Genomic DNA, 19496 nt, shown 5'->3' on the forward strand with positions numbered 1-19496 from the left:
AGTAAAAATAGTTTGATATAAAACTATTTTATGACAAACGAAGAGTTTATGCACAAAGCCATAGAACTTGCAAAAAAAGGCTTAGGCTTTACAAATCCAAACCCGCTTGTTGGAGCGGTAATCGTAAAAAATGGCAAAATAATTGCAGAAGGCTATCATAAAAAAATTGGTAGTTTACATGCAGAACGAGAAGCCTTTAAAAATGCAAAAGAAAATAATGTGGATGTAAAAGGTGCTACACTCTTTGTTACTTTAGAGCCTTGCTGCCACACAGGCCGTCAGCCACCTTGCACACAGGCGATAATTGAAGAAGGAATTAAAGAAGTTTTTATTGGAAGCCGCGATCCAAATCCGCTTGTAAACGGAAAAGGCATAAAAACTCTACAGGATGCAGGAATAAAAGTTACACTCGATTTTTTAAAAGAGGAATGCGATTCAATAAATCCAGTTTTTTTTCATTATATAAAAACAAAAATGCCTTATGTAATTGTAAAATATGCTATGACCGCAGACGGGCAAACCGCAACTTATAAGGGAAACAGCAAATGGATTACAGGAAGCCAAGCAAGAAAAAATGTTCACAAAACTCGCTCAAATGTTATGGCAATTATGACCGGCATAGAAACCGTAAAAAAAGATAATCCGCTTCTTACTGTGCGGTTGAACGAAAAAGGCGAATACAGGCAGCCGACTAGAATTGTATTGGATTCTTGCCTTCAAATTCCTTTGCAAAGCCAGCTGGTGCAAACTGCAAAACAAGTTCCACTGATAATTTTTTGTGATAAAAATAAAGTTGATGCACAAATTTTGGCAAAAAAAAATGAATTAGAAAAACTTAGGGCAAAAATAATACAAGTTGAAAATCCCGCAAAAGAAAAACATCTGCCGATAAAAAAAATTCTCTCTGCGATTGCAGAACTTGGAATAGATTCAATTTTGGTAGAAAGCGGCGGCACTTTGAACGCAAGTTTATTTTTTGACGATAAAAATCTTGTTCAAGAAGTTCACGCTTATATTGCGCCAAAAATTTTTGGCAACGACGGAAAATCAATTTTTTCTCCTGTAAAAAACAAAGGAATTGAATTCCCAGACGAATGTATAAATTTAGGTAAGCCTGAAGTTTCATTTTTTGAAGATGATATACTTTTAAAATACACGCTTAAAGACTGCGGAGAAGAATGATGTTTACAGGAATTGTAGAAGAAACAGGAATTGTAAAATCCATCGCAAAAAACACGACATCGCTAATCTTAAAAATTTCTTGCTCGTTTGCAAAAGAGCTCGTAATTGGAGAAAGCGTCGCAGTAAATGGAGCGTGCCTTACGGTGAGCAAAAAAACTCAGGAAGATTTTGACGCAGATGTAACACCAGAAACTTTTAGAAGAACAAGCCTTTCTCTTTTAAGCACAGAAAGCATTGTAAACCTTGAGCGCGCAATGAAAGCAGACGGAAGATTCGGCGGCCACATAGTGAGCGGACACGTGGATACAACTGCGCGTTTTATAAGTTCCACAAAAGAAGAAAATGCCGTAAACATAAAACTTTCGGTCGAGTCAAAATTTGGTCGCTATATAATAGAAAAAGGCTCTGTCTGTCTCGACGGAATAAGCCTTACAGTTTCTGGAGTGGAAACGGAAGGCGAAAAAACTTTGTTCACAGTAGCAGTAATTCCGCACACTTGGCAAAATACAAATTTATGCAAAAAAAAATCGGGGCAAATTCTTAACATAGAATGCGACTTGATTGGTAAATATATAGAACATCTTTTAAATTGGGATAAAAATCAAAAAAAAGATGATGAACAAAACTTGCAATCTTTTATGACAGAATTTACGAGTTTTCATTGATGAATAAGAAATCAATTTTTAAGATTCACGAAAAAAAAGAGGTATAAGATGGAAAACACATTTAACACGATAGAAGAAGCACTGGAAGATCTAAAAAATGGAAAAATGATAATGGTGACCGACGATGAGCATCGCGAAAACGAAGGCGATTTGATATGTGCAGCTCAATTTGCAAGTCCCGAAATCGTAAATTTTATGGCAACAAACGCAAAAGGCTTAATCTGCATGCCAATAAGCAAAAAAATTGCACGCTCTCTTGAACTAGATCCAATGGTTTCGAACAATACAGACAATCACGAAACCGCTTTTACCGTTAGCATAGACCACATTGAAACATCAACAGGTATAAGCGCCTATGACCGCTCGCTTACAGCAAAAAAATTGGTAGATAAAAATTCAAAACCAGGTGATTTTAGAAGACCCGGACACATGTTTCCGTTAATAGCAAAAGATGGCGGAGTCTTTGTCAGAACCGGTCATACAGAAGCAACTGTGGACTTTTGCAGGCTTGCAGGGCTTGAAGAAGCAGGGCTTTGCTGCGAAATAATGAGTGCAGACGGACAAATGGCTCGCCTTCCAGAACTTTCCAAGCTGGCAAAGGAATGGGGATTAAAACTGGTTTCAATCGAGCAGTTAATACGATACAGAAAAGCGACCGAACCAATCGTAGAAAAAGTTGCAGAAGCAAAACTGCCCACAAAATATGGTGATTTTAAAATTGTAGGTTTTGCAGACAAGATAACAGGCACAGAACATGCAGCCTTAATTTTGGGAGATATAAGCGGAAACGAAAGCATCTTGTGCAGGGTCCACAGCGAATGCCTTACAGGAGATTGTTTTTCTTCATTAAAGTGCGATTGCGGAGATCAATTTGATGCCGCCATGAAAAAAATTGCAGAAGAAAAAAAAGGCGTTCTCATCTATCTGCGACAGGAAGGCCGAGGAATTGGACTTTTAAACAAGATAAAAGCGTATGCTTTGCAGGATAAAGGCATGGATACCGTAGACGCAAATCTTGCGCTGGGACTTCCGGCAGATGCCAGAGATTACAACTGCGGAATTCAAATATTAAAATCGCTTGGAATACACAAAATAAAACTCATGACAAACAATCCGGACAAAATAAAGCAGATAAACAGCAAAGAAAACGGAATTGAAATAACACAGCGAGTTGCTCTTTGCGTTCCAACACGACCACAAGACATTGGCTACCTTACAACAAAAAAGGTGAGGATGGGACATTTTCTTTAGTAAACAAGTTTGCGTTGCAAACTTTCCAATTTTTGCCGTTAAATTTAATACAAACGGCTGCATAAAAGTTTTCCAAAAGGGAGAAAATCTATGAATATCATTGAAGGAAAATTAGTTTCCAGAGAAGGAATTAAAATCGCAATCGTTGCTTCAAGGTTCAACGAATTTATCGTTAGCAAATTGATAGAAGGTGCACGCGACGGACTTTTAAGGCACGATGTAAAAGAAGAAAACATTTCTCTTTGCTGGGTTCCGGGCAGTTTTGAAATTCCTCTTGCAGCACAGCGCCTTGCAGAAACAAAACAATACGATGCAATAATCTGTTTGGGTGCGGTAATCCGTGGGGCAACAAGCCACTACGATTATGTTTGCGCAGAAGTTTCAAAGGGAATTGCACAGGTTTCTTTAAGAACTGGCTTGCCTGTAATGTTTGGAATTCTTACAACTGACACGATTCAACAGGCGATTGAGCGCGCAGGCACAAAAGCTGGCAACAAAGGCTACGACTGTGCTTTAGGTGCAATCGAAATGATAGATTTGGTCAGAAAAATATACTAAAATCCTAATCGATTAGCGTTTGATTTTGCGACAGCGATAGTAGAAGCTGGCGCAAAGCGCCAGTTCGTAAGCAATACAAAACTACATATTTAAGCGGAGCGAAATATCTGCATAAAAATGTTCGCTTTACACAAATTAAAAGCAAAACAAAAATTTTTGCTTACGAATGTAGCCGAAAAGGCGGAACTTCGGATAGCGCGGTTTTTGCAAAACAAAGTGGAGCAAAAAGTCGCCCAAATTTTCTAAATCAATACTCTAATTGAATTTAAGCATATATTTCTTTATCATATAAGAAAAAGGCTCCAAAATTGGCGTTGCTTTTTTGTTTGCAATCAAACTTTTATCTATAAGTAGGGTTTTGACCCAAAAGGAATTTTCTATGGAAAAACTTAACATCCTCATTGCAAAAGGAAGAATTTACGAATCTGTAGTTGAACTTTTAAAAGACGTAGGAATTTCCATCTATCTTCCAGAGCGCACTTATTATCCAATTACAAATCAGCCGGATTTGGCGTTTCAAGTTGTAAAACCGCAAATTTCAAGCGCACTTTTGGCAGACAACAAGGCAGATGTTGCATTCTCTGGCAAAGATTGGGTTTATGAAAATTCCGTTCAAGACGAAATTGAAGAAATATTGGATTTGGGTTTTGACCCCGTAAAAATCGTTGTTGCGATTCCTGAAACAGTTGATTACGAAAAATTGATAAAAACTCCACTCACAATAGCAACCGAATACCAGAATTTGAGCAAGCAATGGGTGCAATCAAAAAAAATTAATGGGAAAATTTTTAGAACTTGGGGAACTTCAGAAGGTTTTGTGCAGGACAACGAGCAGGCACTCGCACAAATTTTAATTGATAACACTTCGACAGGTTCAAGCCTTAGGGCAAACAATTTGAAAATTTGCGACACTATAATGGAATCTTCGACAAGGATGTACGCTTCAAAACTCGCGCTAAAAAATCCTGAAAAAAAACAAAAAATCCTTGAATTAAAAATGTTATTCGAAGCAGTTCTTGCGGCAAGAAGCCGAGTAATGTTAGAAATGAATGTTTCTAAAGAGAATTTTGACGCTTTAATAAGCGGCATTCCTTCTATGAAAAGCCCAACGGTTTCTCCACTTTTTGGCGACAGCGGTTATGCTGTAAAAATTGCAGTCAAAAAAAGCGAAGTTCCAACACTACTTCCAAAACTACATCAACTTGGCGCAACAGACATTTTGGAATACGCGCTTAGAAAGGTAATGCAATAATAGAATTTTGCACAAGAAAAACTATGGAACGAACAGCAACAATAAAACGCGAAACAAAAGAAACGCAGATAGAACTCACCTTAAACCTGGATGGTTCAGGAAAATGCACGGTTAAAAATCCAATCGGTTTTTTTAACCACATGTTAAATTCTTTTTGCAAGCACGGACTTTTTGACCTTTCTGGTTCAATCGCCGGAGATTTAGACGTAGACCAGCACCATCTTATAGAAGACACAGGAATCGCTTTGGGGCAAGCCTTTGCAATGGCACTAGGCGACTGCGCAGGAATAAAACGAGCCGGCTATTTTATTTACCCAATGGACGAAAGCCTTTTAAGGTGCGGAGTCGATTTTACAACAATCGAAAAAGACTCAACACAAGAGAGAAAACAAGCGACAAGTCAGGTTGCAGTGGATTTTGGTGGCAGACCATTTTGCGTATGCAATGCAAAACTCACAGGAATTCCACTCGTAAGCGTAAACGAAAAAGGAGCGCAAGAACTTTTCCAAACAGACTGCTTTGAAGATTTTTGGCAGGGGTTTTCCGCAAATGCAAAATGCAATATCCATTTGGACACAATCCGCGGCCGCTCAGACCATCACAAAATAGAAGGACTTTTTAAAGCTGCCGCAAGAGCCCTCCGCGAAGCTGTTTCGATAGACCCACGCAGAAACGGCGAAATTCCTTCCACCAAAGGAAAAATTTAATCAGGACGAAGCCGCTCTACTCGACCGTCCCGCCGCCACTCGCTACGCTCGGTGCTACGCACTGCCTTATGGCATGGCTCTGGCACGGCGTAAGTATTATAAAAATTAAAACAATTATTTTTCTCGCTGGTTATTCGGAAAAAATTCGACTTACCTTAGTTTTTTGTATTCCGCGGATACCGCTTTATAGCCAAGTACGGAAAATGGTAAGCTACCGCAATCCATCTGCTTTACAGAATACTCAGGGAAAAAATCCTGCGCTATAGCTTTATATATCTGGAATTGGTTTTCAGAACCACAAATATACATATCGATTTGTTCGTCTACTTTTTTTAAATCGCAGTTTTTATCTTCCTCTTTATTTAGATTTTTAGAATCCGTATCAGATTTTGATTTAAAACCAAAAGCTGCACTTATCGCCTGTAAAACTCCGCCATTTAAAACCCCTTCCAAATAGCTATGCCGTTGTTCCGCAGTAGAATCTGTAAAAAGCAACAAAGAGCGAGCTATATAGATTGCACGGTTAAACCCATAGTTTTGAAGATTCCTATAGCCTAGCCTAACCATTTCGGTATCGATTTTTTCATATTCACCTTCAAGCGAGGAAGCCAATATCGTCTGACTCTTTAAAGCTTTAAAAAGTTCGCCAGTAATCGTCGAAACGATATTCACAATACTTCCATCTTTTACAGCAGCAACCTGTGTATGAGAACCAGGCAGAACAAAGATAAAATTCCCTTTTGAAGCAGAAAAAGAACTCATAATTCCGCATATCTCTGTTTCTTCCCCACGCATATTATTTATTTTGTCCACATTTTCAGCGGTTATTTTACATTCAGCAGGAAGACTTTTTATTCCAGGAATAAAATGAATTTCTTTTTTGAAAAACTTTTTTTCATAAAACACAAACACATTTTGGGCAAGTTTATGCAAGTCTACGGGAACTGTAATGTGAGGAACTTCTACGATTCCGTTAGGAGAAGTTATCATCCCGCTCATCCAAATTTCACCCACATCTTTCCAGTCAATTTTAGATTCGACGCAACAGTTTTCCAAAAGATGATGTAGCTCGCGAGAAAGTAAATCTCTATCGCCAGAAAGAGCCGCATCCTTAGAACCTACGGCTTTTTCAGACTTAAAAACGAGTTCTCCCTTATCATTAAATACATACATCCTAGTATTTGTAGTCCCAGAATCAAAATAAACATTATACATAAAGGCGACATCTCCTATCTAGGCAAGATTTTAGCAAAAGTCGACATAATATTCTATAAATACAGCTGCTAGACAAGCCTATCCCAAAGTTTTATTGACAGACGCAATTTTCCTCATCAATAATACTAAGTACGCAGAGGTAAAATAAATGGACGCACTTTCTTTTATAAAACAAAAAAAAATCGTTTCAATCGCACGAAAAATTTCACCAGATAGAATTGTTGAAGCAGCAACGGCTATAAATTTAGGTGGAATTTTTTGTCTGGAAATTACATTTAATCAATCGTCAAACAGTTGCATCGCCGACACAGCAAAGTCTATAAGCGCAGTAAAAAAATCCTTAGGCGATAAAATGTGCGTAGGAGCTGGCACGGTAATTTCCGTAGAACAGGCAAGGGCTGCATTCGAAGCTGGATCAGACTTTATACTTGCCCCAGATACAAATCCCGCCGTAATTTCAGAAGCAAAAAAACTAGGTCTAATCTGCGTTCCTGGTGCAATGACCCCTACAGAAATTCAAAATGCATGGAATCTAGGAGCCGACATAGTAAAAGTTTTCCCAGCAGGATATTTGGGACTTGACTATATCAAAGCAGTCAGAGCTCCAATAAGCAACGTTCCTCTAATGGCAGTTGGCGGTGTAGATGAAAAAAATATAAAAGATTTCTTAAACTCAGGCTACTGTAGTTGTGGAATAGGCTCGAATATAATGAAAGAAAGCCTTATCAACGAAGGAAAATTCGAAGAGCTTTGTCTGCTGGCAAAAAAAATCGTGTCAGCCGCTTGCTAAAAGCGTTTCGAAGCCTTTCTAAGCATAATCAACAATCACATTATTTTGCCACAAAAGACGACGACTCAAAACAAAAATAAAATCGTTCTATGTTTTGCAATAAAAAAAATTAATTAGGACGAAGCCACTCTACTCGACCGTCCCGCCGCCACTCGCTACGCTCGGTGCTACGCACTGCCTTGCGGCATGGCTCTGGCACGGCGTAAGTATATACAAATTAAAACAATTATTTTTCTCGCTGATTATTCGGAAAAAAATGGGCGTCTAAGAAATCTTAGACGCCCTAAAATTTTTCAAACTATAATCTATTTTTTATAGATTATTCGTTAGGTCCCATTTTTATACCTTCCAGATACAACCCACTTGGCCATTCAAAAGTCAACTCTGTAGGGTCACCTGTGTATACAAAATTCTGTGAATTAACAGTTTTAAATTCTGGAGTTGCAACTCCTTTTGCATAACACTCTGTCATTTTTACAACATTTAACGTTGTAACTACGGTATCGCCATTTTTTACTGTAATAGTTCCTTGCCCATATCTACAAAGTCCTACAAAAATCTTTACAGTACCAGCAACTTTCAAAGTTCCTTTACCACCGTTTAATCCATGTCCTGAACCAGGATTTGCTCCAGTCCAACTAAGTAAGCCGTCGCTAGTAGAACCTGCAGCCTTCAAATTTTCTGCTAAACATAGATTATAAGTATAAGACTTGCCTGCCTCAGGGAATGAACCAGCTTCTGCAGATATAATGGTTTTTCCCCAGGTTGGAGATTTTCCCGAAATTGATTGTACACTCTCAGCTCCGCTAACAGTTCTATGGCCGTGTATACAAACGCGAACTTTTGCAGTTTCGCCAGCCTTTACAACCTTGTATATATTATAAGTCGAGTTATCATTTACACTACTGCGAGGAACAATTCCTGTTTCGTCCATAACATCATAAACGACAGATTCTGTACCAGCATTGTCTACAAATGTAACATAGGTACGTAAGTTTCCAGTTCCGGGATTTCCCCAGTAAATTTTAAGAGTGTCAATTCTCATATCAACAACTGCTGTAATTGGATACTCAACATACCATTCACCTTTTTGTGGATCTGTGTCTGCAGCACTAAGAGTAATACCAGTTTTGCAAGTGCCAGGAAGTTTTGAAGCATTATAAGCCCAAGTTCCTGTAACACCATTGCTTTCTGTCTTTGGTACACAATTAGCTACAGTTGCGATTGCAGCATTAGAAGTTGAACCTGCAAAATTACCTGTTGTGTTATCTAACCATACAAAGTCAACAGCACTTGCACTAGCTGGAACTATTTTTACAATTTTAGTTCCGATTGCAGCATTTTCGTCTTTTGCTGTTGCAGTAATTGTAACATCTATTTCCGCAGAAACATCGTTAGCAGTAAGAAGTCCATCTTCATCAATTGTCGCTGCAGTTGCAGGAGAAACAGACCAAGAAAAATCTGTATTAGAAGCATTAAACGGTGAAACAACAGCCGAACACTGCAAAGATTTTTTTCCAGCAATTTCTGCTGTATTATCAGCAGTAGAAACTGCAATAGCTGTTACAGGTACAAAAGTTATTGCTTCATCATAAATTACAACTATTTTTGTAATATAAGATGTTTTTGTAGCAGTTATAGTTACTGTGTTTGTTCCAGGTGTATATACGATATATTCTTTTGTTTCTGTCTTATTTGTAGAACCATTGTTAAAACTATAGAAAGATTCTCCTTGAGTTCCAGCTTTTATAGTTCCATTTCCTGCATAATAGCCAGTTACAGCAACAGTACATTTTCCAGTTACATTGAATGTAATTGTAGAAGATGGAGTTCCTTTCCAGTGAGTTTTTCCATTTTCAAGTTCAAATCCTGTTCCAGTAACTCCAGCAACTGTTGCAGTGTTAAGAACATAAGTCGTTGAAGAAGTTTCTGTTTCTCCATCAAGAACTTGTTTAGAAGTATCTGGAGTAACTTCCCATCCAGCAGAAGCGATAAGAGCATCAATATCCCAAGCGTTTGTAGCATCTTTTGAAAAAGCACCTGTTTTTATGCTGTAATTTCTGTTAAGAATTGCACGACGACCACTGTATTCTTTTGAAAGATTGTCATCGGAAATTGTTCCAACGGAAGCCATCTTTGAAGGATAAGCAGTTGCAAAAGTAGAATCAATTTTCCAGCCTATATATTGCTGATCAGAAGTACCCATTGCAGCACTTTTTGCAAGAACAGGATTTAAAGTTCCAGTTACATTACAACCAACAAAAGCTCCTTGGTTATAGTAGTTGTTGTTATTTCCCCAAGGATTTCTGAAAAGGAAAGTGTCTTGATTTTCTGTAACTTTTATAGAAGAGTTGAATATTACAGCACCCTTTCCTAGTGTATTTGCAACAGTTGCCCTAGGAGCAAGAATATAAGAAGCGTGGGTTGGTGCAAATTCATCATAAACAGATACAATTTCACATTCTTCGTAAAGTGCTACTATTCCAGCAGACTCCATCCAAATAAAATCAGTATCACCTTCTACATAACACTTATAGAACCAAGTTTTTCCTGTAGTGCGCATTGTATCTTGATGACTTTTAAATGCACAGTTGTATGCAGCAAGTGTTCCTGTAGAATCGAATCCTAAAACTTCTGCTTGAACATCTCCAGGATGATCTTTTCGACTGTAGTCGCTAAGCAAAGTGAGATTTTCAAGAATGATGTTTGCAGTACCTTGAATTTCAATCAATTCGCGTCCGCGCTCTTGTCCCATTGCTGTACCGTGCCCAGTTATTATTACGTCTGAACCGTATTTTTCAGATGTATCACCTATAATTTTTATTGTAGCTGCACCATTATAATTGATATAATTTTCGTTGTATGTTCCTTTTCCAAGTTTTATTGTATAAGAACCGCTATCAGTAATAGAATTTAACGCAGCTTGAATTGTATCAAAATCTGTATTGTTATTGCTCGAATCGATAACTGTAATCTTTTTTCCTTCTCCACTTGGAGTTGGTTGGCTACCAGACTCGCCACCTCCACCACCGCTATCATCCGATTTACAAGCGATAAAAGCAGAACCAAGCATTGCGGTTACAGCAAAGATTGCAAATGCTTTCCATAATTTTTTCATAGAAAATCCTCCTTTTTCTAAATACCTCTTTCTTTTATTTACTAACAAAACGGCTAAAATTTTAACCTAATATAAAGATTAAGGGCTTTTTAACTGTAAAGATATATAAGTTTTAATAAACTTTATTGAATTTATATGCTAGAAATTTCAAAATTTAGTCTGAATTTAAAGATTGACCATTATTTTTATAAAGATTTAGCAAGAATTTATAAAATATGCTAAAAATTGATAAAAAAGAGATTTTTACGAACTTTTTTTTAGATAAATATCAAGATTGCTTACAAATAACAAAGAAAAATCAGTAAATTTTCTTTTTTTTGGAGAATTACGATATTTTATAAAATCTATCCTATTTTTTTATAAAAATTAGGTTTCTTAGTGCACAAGCGGAAGGGTCTACTTGTAGCCCCGCATCTTGCCTGCGAGTCCACAGCGGCAGGGATTGGAGTGGCGGCGAAGCCGTCGACCGCAGGAGCGTAGCGACGAGGACGATGAGCGTTAGCGAACCACGCAAAGCCCGTTTTTGCGGAATGTAATGAAGCAAAAGCCGCCCAAAATAAAAAACAACTTATTTTTCCTAATAAAACATCGTCCAAATCAATAAAAATCATGTAAAATAAAGTATAAACATAAATTATGGAGGTTTTTATGCTAAAAAAATTTTTTGCACTTGCCGTTGCTCTAAGCTCAATATGCGCATTGAGTGCTGCTCCTGCTGTAACTCTTTCCGGGACAGGAATCGAAAAAACTTCGTATAAAACAATTCAAGACGCTTTAGACGGAATAAAAGGAGATGGAGAATTTACAATAAGTATTCCTAAAGGAATTTATGAAGAAGTTCTTTACTATAATGGGCCTGCAACCGTAAGACTTTTGGGCGAAACTTCTGAAAAATACGGAAGCGATGTAATAATTGCAAAAGCAAATAACGGCGACCTTTCGCTAAATACTCGCGCAAGCGGAATACAAAAACGCCGCTGTCTTTTTGAATTTGAAGGAAGCGGAAATTTAATTCTTGAAAATTTAACTTTACACAACACTTATGTTCGAGGAACTGTAAAAGGTTCAAACACTCAGGCAGAAACACTTGGCTATGACGGCACAGGCTGGGTTGCTTCTTACAACTGCTCTTTTAAATCCACCCAAGACACTCTTAGAATGACTGGAAAAACATGGTTTTACAAATGCTTTGTAGAAGGCGACACAGATTTTATTTGGATGGAGTCTGCTGGAAAAGTTGCGCTCTTTGAAGAATGCGAAATTTATTCACATTACGACGAAAAACATTCAGCACATACTTCTTATATTGGCGCTCCTAGAATGGAAATTGGCTCAACCGCAGGCAAGGGACTCGTAATTTTTAATTCAAACATAAGTTGTGCAACTAACCAAAAAACCTACTTTGGACGCACACCTTGGAGTTCTGGCTATTACAACCAGCTTGCTTTTATAAACACAAAAGCAAGCGGAATTGAAAAAGATGTCTGGTCAGGAACTCCTCTTACAGCACCTGGCGTAGAACGCACAAAAATTGGCTGGAAGATGGACACAAAAACTGCAAAGAACATAAAAGCGTCAATAAAAGGACGCAACGATATTATTCCAGAGAGCGAAGTAAAAACAGAATTTGCAGGACGCGACGCAATTTTAAATCGCTATTTTGACATTTTAAGCGACAAATACAGAAAAGATTTGGACACAAACTGGAACGCAACAGAACTTGCAGAAAAACTCGGTTGGAAAGTTTCAAAAGATAAATCATCTTCGCTTTTAAAAGGCGAAGTTGAAAGCAAAAAAATTGTATACAGTTTTGACGGAAAAAGCGACCTCTCATCATTAAAAATAAACGGTTTTGCCCAAGAACAAGGAAAATCTTATTTTGTAGGAAACGCTGGTTCTTCAATCACAGTTCCACTCGTTTCAAAAGCAATAGTAAAAGTTACAGGCTTGAATGCTGGCAACGGAACGATAAAAACTACAAATCAGGGAGAATCCGCTTACGACTTTAATAACGGCTCAACAGAAATAACAATCGACAAATATTATGTAGTTTACGAAGGAGCAACGGATTTTACCTTAACGGCAGACGCAAAAACTTACATCTCAAAAATAACTGTAGAATCTGATGAAAGCCTTACTTTAAGACCTGTAACAGCAATCGAAGTAAAATCGCACAAAAACAAGAACGAAGTTATGGGCAAAAAAAATATACAGATGAGTGCGGTTTTAACTCCGCTAAATCCAACAAACCCAGAATACTCATGGTCAGTGTCAAATACAGATGCCGCAGAAATTAACCAGAACGGATTTTTAAAAGCGAAAAGCGTAACACAAGACACCGTTATAAAAGTTATTGCAACTGCAAAAGATTCAAACGCTGTAAAAGGCGAAAAAGAACTCAAAATTTTAAAACCAGAAGAAGGCTCATTCTCTGCAACCTGGCTTTCAACTGTAGAAAGCACAAAAACTCTGCAAGGAATTGGCGACGCACCAGAAGTTATTACCGCACAAAACGCAATACTTTCCTCAGGAACATGGGCATACAATCAAGGAAAAATAACTTCGGACGTAGCAAAAGCAGCATTAACATATTCCGACTACAGCGAAGACATAAAAGGCCGCGACAAAGTCTACATCGATTTACCAATCACAGCAAAACAAAAACTTATTTTAACAGATGTAGAAGTTGCTTATGGAAATCACGGCACAGGCAACATAGCCTGCCAGATAATGTGGCTAAAAGGCGGCGAGCGCGGCAACATCTTTGACGACGACTCAAGAACAGTGCGCAGCACCAAAAAAAGTTACAAAGTTGTATCGCCAAAAACAGTAGAAAAAGGTGAAACAATAACAGTCCGCATAATACTCTACGGTTTAGGCGGGTCGAGCGATATCCCAATTCCAACAGGAAAATCTCCAACAATCGGCACAATAACCGTAAACGGAAAGTCCATAAAATAAATTCGGATAAGGAGCACAATCCTTTACTCGACCGGCGTGCCGGGGCTACGCTAAACGCTCCGGTGCGCTGCACCGCTTCGCGCCCCTCTATGCCGGGCTAAGTTTTATTTTTAAACAAACAAATCCTGCACTCGCTGAATATCAAAAGATTTAGTTTAAAAAAGCCAAATGGCAAATTCTAAAAAAATAAAAAAAACCTTGCAGTTTCCCGCAAGGCAAATTTTTTAAACAACTATTCAACCAATTTGTTTATCAAAAACTTTTTTGTAATCTTTGACCAGTCAAAAGTTCCGTCAAATTTAGTAAAATCTTCCAGATATTCTTGAGTCGAGCTACTCTTAGTTTTAGGAATGTCAGAATTAAAAAGGCAAATTCCATTCCACAAAAGATAACTCATAGAAAATTTTCCAGAAGAATCTTCTTCTCCATTTGCGTTGTAGTTTACACCTTCTTTAAAAGTTTTAATAACAACTTTCTTCCCAGCTAAAATATCAAGAACTTTACCATCGTCTGCAATAGAAATTACGGCAATCGTTAAACCTGGTTCAAGAACAGTTGAAGTTTTTGCAAGTGTCATAGCTGTAGATTTTGTTGCGTAATAAAAATAGCATCTTACTTTGCTTACATCTTCCCCCGAACCATATTCAATAACATCTTTACACCACATATCTTTTGGCGCAAGTATCTCTTCAAAAGAATCCCCACAACTGCTAAAGGCAAAAGCACAACCCAAAATTGCAAGTGCTATAATAATTTTTGCAAATTTTTTCATTTTTCCCAATTTCTCCTAATTTTTTCTGTGCAGCAAAAAGCTCACAAAGTTAAAATATTCATGATTTTTCACATTATAACGACAATATTCTTTGTTATCAGACGAATAAAAAAGTTAAACGTTAAATTATTCCATATAAAAACGCAAAATTTCCTCTAAAATATCATTTTTTTAATTTTTAAATTTTATTTTCTATAAAAATTCTCAACAGTTGATTTTTGTACGGAAGAAGCAGATAAAAATGATAAGAGCCTTTAATGCTCGGCGATAAAATTTTTCATGCACTCAAGCGTTTCGGCGCTAACGTGATGTTCCAAGCCTTCGGAATCGATGAGGGCAGTTTTTTCGCTCACGCCGATTTTCAATAAAAAGCTACGGACAATTCTATGCCGATTTGCACACGTGCGTGCCAAAGCGCAACCTTCTTCTGTAAGAATGATTGGCTTTCGCGCTTCGCTTTCTATAAAACCATTGGCAGTCAAACGTTGCAAAACCTGAATTACAGATACGTGGCTCACACCAAAATACCGTGCAAGATCCATAACGCGACACTCGCCGTTTTCTTTGATTATTTTTGAGATAACTTCTGTATAGTCTTCTAAGATTTCCATCGCATGGTCGGCGCGCGTTCGGGAAAAAGCGACCGACGCTTCCGTTTTTTTTTCTGGCATTTTCGGTTCCTCCCCATTGCGATAACGACAACTAGCGTGCTTCCCCTTTCCTTTTTCGATTGAAAAGGACGCAAGCGGCATACAGCAACATTCAAACGAACAGGTGTTCCTCTGTTTTATCACATTGTATAGTTTTTAAAGACGCCGTTTCAAGCAAGGAAAGTGAATATATTGATAACAAATTAAACGAAGGGAAAATGATTGAAAATGTCAAAAAAGTAAAAACCGCTTTTCAATATCAATTTTTGCTTATCGCTTGACAAAATCTTGTAGTTTATACTACATTTCGAGATACAGAATATGTAGTAAATACTACAAAACTTTCTGTATGAAATTCTCATAGTTTTTTTAGGAGTTTATATGAAAAAGAACATAAGTTTTATCGCCACTTCTATTGTTGTGGCAGCGTTGTGCGTAGGAGTTTTCACTGGATGCACAAAAAAAAATGCTGATGTAGCAAACATTCAAAATTCAGCACGCCCTAAACGCGTTGTAACTACGTTTACAATTTTGCAGGATATGGCGCAGATTATTGCAGGCGATAAGATTCTCGTCGAATCGATTACAAAGCCAGGCGCGGAAATTCACGAATACGAGCCGACGCCTCTCGACGTTGTAAAGGCTCAATCAGCGGATTTGGTTTTGAGGAACGGATTTGGTCTTGAACGCTGGTTTGAAAAATTTATGGGGAGCGTTAAAAACGTGCCAAGTGCAACTCTTAGCGACGGCATTGAACCTTTGGGTATCGGCGAAGGTCCATACAATGGCATGCCAAATCCTCACTCGTGGATGTCGCCGAAAAACGCCCTTGTGTATGTCGAAAATATCCGCAAAGCCTTTGTCGCTTTGGATCCTGCTAATGCCGACACTTTCAATGCAAATGCGGTGTCCTACAGCGAAAGCATAAAAAAGATTGACTCATTTTTGGCAGAAAAGCTTTCAGAAATTCCAGAAGAGCAACGCTGGCTTGTAACTTGCGAAGGTGCTTTTTCGTACCTTATTCGCGACTGCAATATGAAGGAATTGTACTTGTGGCCGGTAAATGCCGACGAAGAAGGCTCTCCTCAGCAAATACAAAAGGTTGTGGACACAATTCGCAAAAATCACATTCCTGTAGCATTTTCCGAAAGTACAATCAGCAATAAACCTCAACTTCAAGTGTGTAAAGAAACGGGTGCACACTACGGCGGAGTTTTGTATGTAGACTCGCTAACCTACGAAGACGGAGACGCACCGACCTACTTGAAGATGCTCGAATACAATGCGGATACGATTGTAAAAGGTTTTCAAGACAGTTTGTCAAAATAATACGAGAGGCGAATATGAATATCGATACGGAAGTTTCAGTTGAACTTGCGGTACAAAATGTGAGCGTCGCGTACAATAACGGCCACGTTGCGCTGTACGATGCGTCATTCCATCTGCAAAAAGGAACGATTACAGCGCTTGTCGGCGTAAATGGCAGTGGTAAATCTACGCTGTTTAAAACGATTATGGGTTTTATTAAACCTATGAACGGCTGTGTAACGATTTGTGGCAAACCTGTACGCCAGGCTCAAAAACAGCACCTGCTTGCATACGTTCCACAGTCTGAAGAAGTTGACTGGTCGTTCCCGGTGAGCGTGTGGGACGTCGTTATGATGGGGCGCTACGGCTATATGAATTTTTTGCGCGTACCGAATAAGGAAGACAAAGAAATTGCTGAGCGCAGCCTCGAGAGAGTCCAAATGCTCGACTTTAAAGACCGACAGATTGGAGAGCTTTCCGGCGGACAAAAAAAGCGAGTATTTCTGGCGCGTGCTTTGGCACAACGGGGAAAAATCATCCTACTCGATGAACCTTTTACCGGAGTTGACGTAAAAACAGAAACTGCAATCATCAATCTTTTGCGCGAACTTAAAAACGATGGACACTTGATTTTTGTATCGACGCACGATTTGGGCTCGGTTCCAGAATTCTGCGATCACGTTGTGATTATAAACAGAACGGTGCTCGCTTCGGGGCCAACAGAAACGACCTTTACGGCCGACAATCTTATAAAAGCCTTTGGGGGAGCGTTGCGCAGCATTAAACTCGACCACACTGACAATCCAGAAGAAAGTACTCACGAGTTTAGAGTATTTACAGATGATGAAGGAGCGTTAGTTACAAAGGGTGAGGGTAAGCCTTATCGAAGTGGCGTCAGAAATACGGAAATCGTTTCGCCAAAATAATCGGCGCACAAAAATTGCGGAGGAATACAAATGCTTTCGAATTTATTGATTCCATTTCAGTATGAATACATGGTAAAGGCGATTCTCGTCAGCGGTTTTATCGGCGGGGTGTGCGCCCTGCTTTCGTGCTTTGTCGTGCTCAAAGGCTGGTCGCTGCTCGGCGATGCCTTATCGCATGCGGTGGTTCCTGGAGTTGCGGTCGCGTACATAATTGGAATACCGTTTTCTCTCGGCGCTTTTATAAGCGGGATGCTCGCCGCGCTTGCGATGGGTTTTGTAAAAAAACAGACGAGGATTCGCGAAGACGCCGTTATAGGAATCGTGTATACAACGTTTTTTGCGCTGGGAGTTTTGCTAATTTCGCTGTTTCCGAGCAACATAACGCTTTCGACAATAGTCATGGGAAACATCCTCGGTATCGCCGACCGAGATATCGTTCAAACGTTGATAATAGCCGGAAGCAGTTTGGCAATTATTTTGCTTAAGTGGAAGGATTTGCGACTGTTTTCGTTCGATCCGACACAAGCGCGCGCGATAGGGCTCAACACGAACGCACTTTATCTTTTGCTGCTTACGCTGCTTGCCGTTACTGCGATTGCCGCTCTGCAAACGGTCGGCAGTATTTTGGTCGTTGCAATGCTTGTAACTCCAGGGGCGGCCGCCTATTTGCTTACGGATAAATTTTCGTCGATGATGTGCCTTTCGTCGCTCATTGGGTTGACAACTTCCGCATTGGGCGCGTATATCAGTTATTTTTTGAACGGCTCGGCAGGTGGTTGCATAGTTACGCTGCAATTTTTGTTTTTTTTAGCCGTTTTGTTTTTTGCACCACGGCATGGAATACTTGCCGCAAAACTGAACGCTGTAAAATCCTTGAAAGATTTTTTTGTGAAAAGGATGAACGAAGGCTAAAAGTATTTTTATGGCAGGGTCTACTTGTAGTCCCGCTACCCGTGTGCGACCCCGCGGAAGGGATAGTAGGGGCGGCGTAGCCGTCGACCGCAGGAGCTTAGCGACGAGGACGATGCAGCGGTAGCGGAACCCCGAAAAGTCCGACGGTTTTCGAAGAAGCGAAAACCGTGCCGCCCGAAAAGAAATTGATGCAATGAAGATTATTTGGAGAAAGTTATGTTTTGGACAAAACTTATAGAACCGTTTATGTATGGCTTTATGATAAAAGCGCTTGTGATTGCGGCGCTTGTCGGTTGCGTGTGCGCGGTAATTTCGTGCTACCTTATTTTGAAGGGATGGTCGCTCATGGGAGATGCAATTTCGCACGCAGTGTTGCCAGGAATTGTAGTAGCATACCTAGTTCATATCCCTCTGGGTGTGGGAGCTTTTGTTGCGGGATTGCTCAATGCGGCCACAACTGGATGGATAAAAGAGCGAAGTCGAATCAGGGAAGACTCGGTTATGGGGGCAGTGTTTACAGGAATGATGGCACTGGGGCTTATACTCGTTACGAAGGTGCGTTCTAACATTCACTTTATGCATATTTTGTTTGGAAGTCTTTTGGGAATTGAAAAGGACGATATGATACAGGCCGTCGTCTGTGCGCTTATAACGCTTGTTTTGATAATTTTCAAACGAAAGGACATTTTGTTGTATCTGTTCGACCAAAATCATGCCAAAGCGATTGGTCTTAATGTAGCATTTATACATTATCTTTTTCTTGCGCTCACGGCGCTAACGATTGTCGCTTCGCTACAGGCAGTTGGAATTTTACTTACGGTCGCAATGCTGATTATTCCGGGCTGTATCGCATATCTTTTAACGGACAGGCTTAACCGCATGCTTTTTATTTCCGCGCTGTCGGCCGTGCTGAGTGCGCTCATCGGAACTTATGTGAGTTACTTTTTGAACGGAGCAACCGGAGCGTGCATTATTTTAACCGAATCGTTGTTTTTCGTTTTGACGATGATTTTTGCACCGAAGTACGGCATTCTTGCACACCAAAAATTACAAAAGGCTAATTTGCACGTTATAAGACCGTAGTACCATGGACAGTATCGCACGCTCTTTTTATTTCTGGCTGTTTTGAACGCTACATCAAACACAGAAGTATAATAGAATCTAACTGAAGCTGCGACTGCAAAAATTCATAATCTTTGGCCAAAAGATTATCTTAGTTTTCAATTTCT

The 19496-nt window shown here is 39.3% G+C and carries 16 protein-coding genes; 12 read left to right on the forward strand and 4 right to left on the reverse strand.

From position 1 onward, the window contains the following. Positions 1-30 precede the first annotated feature (30 nt). The 6 genes from ribD (at position 31) to FXX65_RS02865 (ending at position 5615) form a co-directional block, all read left to right on the forward strand. Positions 31-1182: a bifunctional diaminohydroxyphosphoribosylaminopyrimidine deaminase/5-amino-6-(5-phosphoribosylamino)uracil reductase RibD gene (gene ribD / locus FXX65_RS02840; RefSeq protein ID WP_147615000.1), complete on the forward strand. Its 1152-nt coding sequence runs from the start codon at positions 31-33 to the stop codon at positions 1180-1182. After that, a complete protein-coding gene (locus FXX65_RS02845) occupies positions 1182-1847 on the forward strand; it encodes a riboflavin synthase (RefSeq protein ID WP_147615001.1) in 666 nt (221 codons plus the stop codon). The genes ribD and FXX65_RS02845 overlap by 1 nt, the downstream gene beginning before the upstream one ends. A gap of 48 nt (positions 1848-1895) precedes the next feature. Beyond that, positions 1896-3098 (forward strand): bifunctional 3,4-dihydroxy-2-butanone-4-phosphate synthase/GTP cyclohydrolase II, encoded by a 1203-nt coding sequence (locus tag FXX65_RS02850; RefSeq protein WP_147615002.1) that lies wholly within the window; start codon positions 1896-1898, stop codon positions 3096-3098. 90 nt (positions 3099-3188) lie between these two features. Next, entirely contained in the window at positions 3189-3656 is a 468-nt protein-coding gene (gene ribH / locus FXX65_RS02855; protein ID WP_147615003.1) for a 6,7-dimethyl-8-ribityllumazine synthase, read from the forward strand. Between the two features lie 379 nt (positions 3657-4035). Beyond that, entirely contained in the window at positions 4036-4908 is an 873-nt protein-coding gene (gene hisG, locus FXX65_RS02860; RefSeq protein WP_147615004.1) for an ATP phosphoribosyltransferase, read from the forward strand. 23 nt (positions 4909-4931) lie between these two features. Then, positions 4932-5615, forward strand: coding sequence for an imidazoleglycerol-phosphate dehydratase (locus FXX65_RS02865; protein ID WP_147615005.1), 684 nt, complete (start codon positions 4932-4934; stop codon positions 5613-5615). A 150-nt stretch (positions 5616-5765) separates the two neighbouring features. Here FXX65_RS02865 and FXX65_RS02870 read toward each other — a convergent pair whose 3' ends face one another. After that, on the reverse strand, positions 5766-6830 hold the full coding sequence (locus tag FXX65_RS02870) for a 2-dehydro-3-deoxygalactonokinase (RefSeq protein ID WP_147615006.1): 1065 nt from the start codon (positions 6828-6830) through the stop codon (positions 5766-5768). Between the two features lie 148 nt (positions 6831-6978). On the opposite strand from FXX65_RS02870, the gene FXX65_RS02875 reads away from it, so the two are divergent. Then, positions 6979-7620, forward strand: coding sequence for a bifunctional 4-hydroxy-2-oxoglutarate aldolase/2-dehydro-3-deoxy-phosphogluconate aldolase (locus tag FXX65_RS02875; RefSeq protein ID WP_147615007.1), 642 nt, complete (start codon positions 6979-6981; stop codon positions 7618-7620). Between the two features lie 319 nt (positions 7621-7939). Here FXX65_RS02875 and FXX65_RS02880 read toward each other — a convergent pair whose 3' ends face one another. Next, positions 7940-10738, reverse strand: a complete 2799-nt coding sequence (locus FXX65_RS02880) for an Ig-like domain-containing protein (protein ID WP_147615008.1) — start codon at positions 10736-10738, stop codon at positions 7940-7942. 648 nt (positions 10739-11386) lie between these two features. On the opposite strand from FXX65_RS02880, the gene FXX65_RS02885 reads away from it, so the two are divergent. Beyond that, positions 11387-13699, forward strand: coding sequence for a pectinesterase family protein (locus tag FXX65_RS02885; protein WP_187116198.1), 2313 nt, complete (start codon positions 11387-11389; stop codon positions 13697-13699). Between the two features lie 232 nt (positions 13700-13931). Here FXX65_RS02885 and FXX65_RS02890 read toward each other — a convergent pair whose 3' ends face one another. Both FXX65_RS02890 and mntR read right to left on the reverse strand, forming a co-directional pair. Next, complete coding sequence (locus FXX65_RS02890; RefSeq protein ID WP_147615010.1) at positions 13932-14471, reverse strand: hypothetical protein; 540 nt, start codon at positions 14469-14471, stop codon at positions 13932-13934. A gap of 254 nt (positions 14472-14725) precedes the next feature. After that, a complete protein-coding gene (gene mntR / locus FXX65_RS02895; protein ID WP_147613361.1) occupies positions 14726-15142 on the reverse strand; it encodes a manganese-binding transcriptional regulator MntR in 417 nt (138 codons plus the stop codon). 360 nt (positions 15143-15502) lie between these two features. Between mntR and FXX65_RS02900 the strand changes: the two genes are divergently transcribed. The 4 genes from FXX65_RS02900 (at position 15503) to FXX65_RS02915 (ending at position 19350) form a co-directional block, all read left to right on the forward strand. Further along, complete coding sequence (locus FXX65_RS02900; RefSeq protein ID WP_147615011.1) at positions 15503-16450, forward strand: metal ABC transporter substrate-binding protein; 948 nt, start codon at positions 15503-15505, stop codon at positions 16448-16450. Between the two features lie 14 nt (positions 16451-16464). Beyond that, positions 16465-17355 (forward strand): manganese/iron ABC transporter ATP-binding protein, encoded by an 891-nt coding sequence (locus FXX65_RS02905; protein WP_147615012.1) that lies wholly within the window; start codon positions 16465-16467, stop codon positions 17353-17355. 30 nt (positions 17356-17385) lie between these two features. Beyond that, positions 17386-18267 (forward strand): metal ABC transporter permease, encoded by an 882-nt coding sequence (locus FXX65_RS02910; protein ID WP_147615013.1) that lies wholly within the window; start codon positions 17386-17388, stop codon positions 18265-18267. A gap of 216 nt (positions 18268-18483) precedes the next feature. Next, the gene (locus FXX65_RS02915; RefSeq protein WP_147615014.1) at positions 18484-19350 is read left to right on the forward strand and encodes a metal ABC transporter permease; all 867 of its coding nucleotides are present in this window, start codon (positions 18484-18486) and stop codon (positions 19348-19350) included. The last annotated feature ends 146 nt before the right edge of the window (positions 19351-19496 follow it).

The organism is Treponema pectinovorum (genome assembly GCF_900497595.1).
GTDB classification, from domain to species: Bacteria; Spirochaetota; Spirochaetia; order Treponematales; family Treponemataceae; genus Treponema_D; species Treponema_D pectinovorum.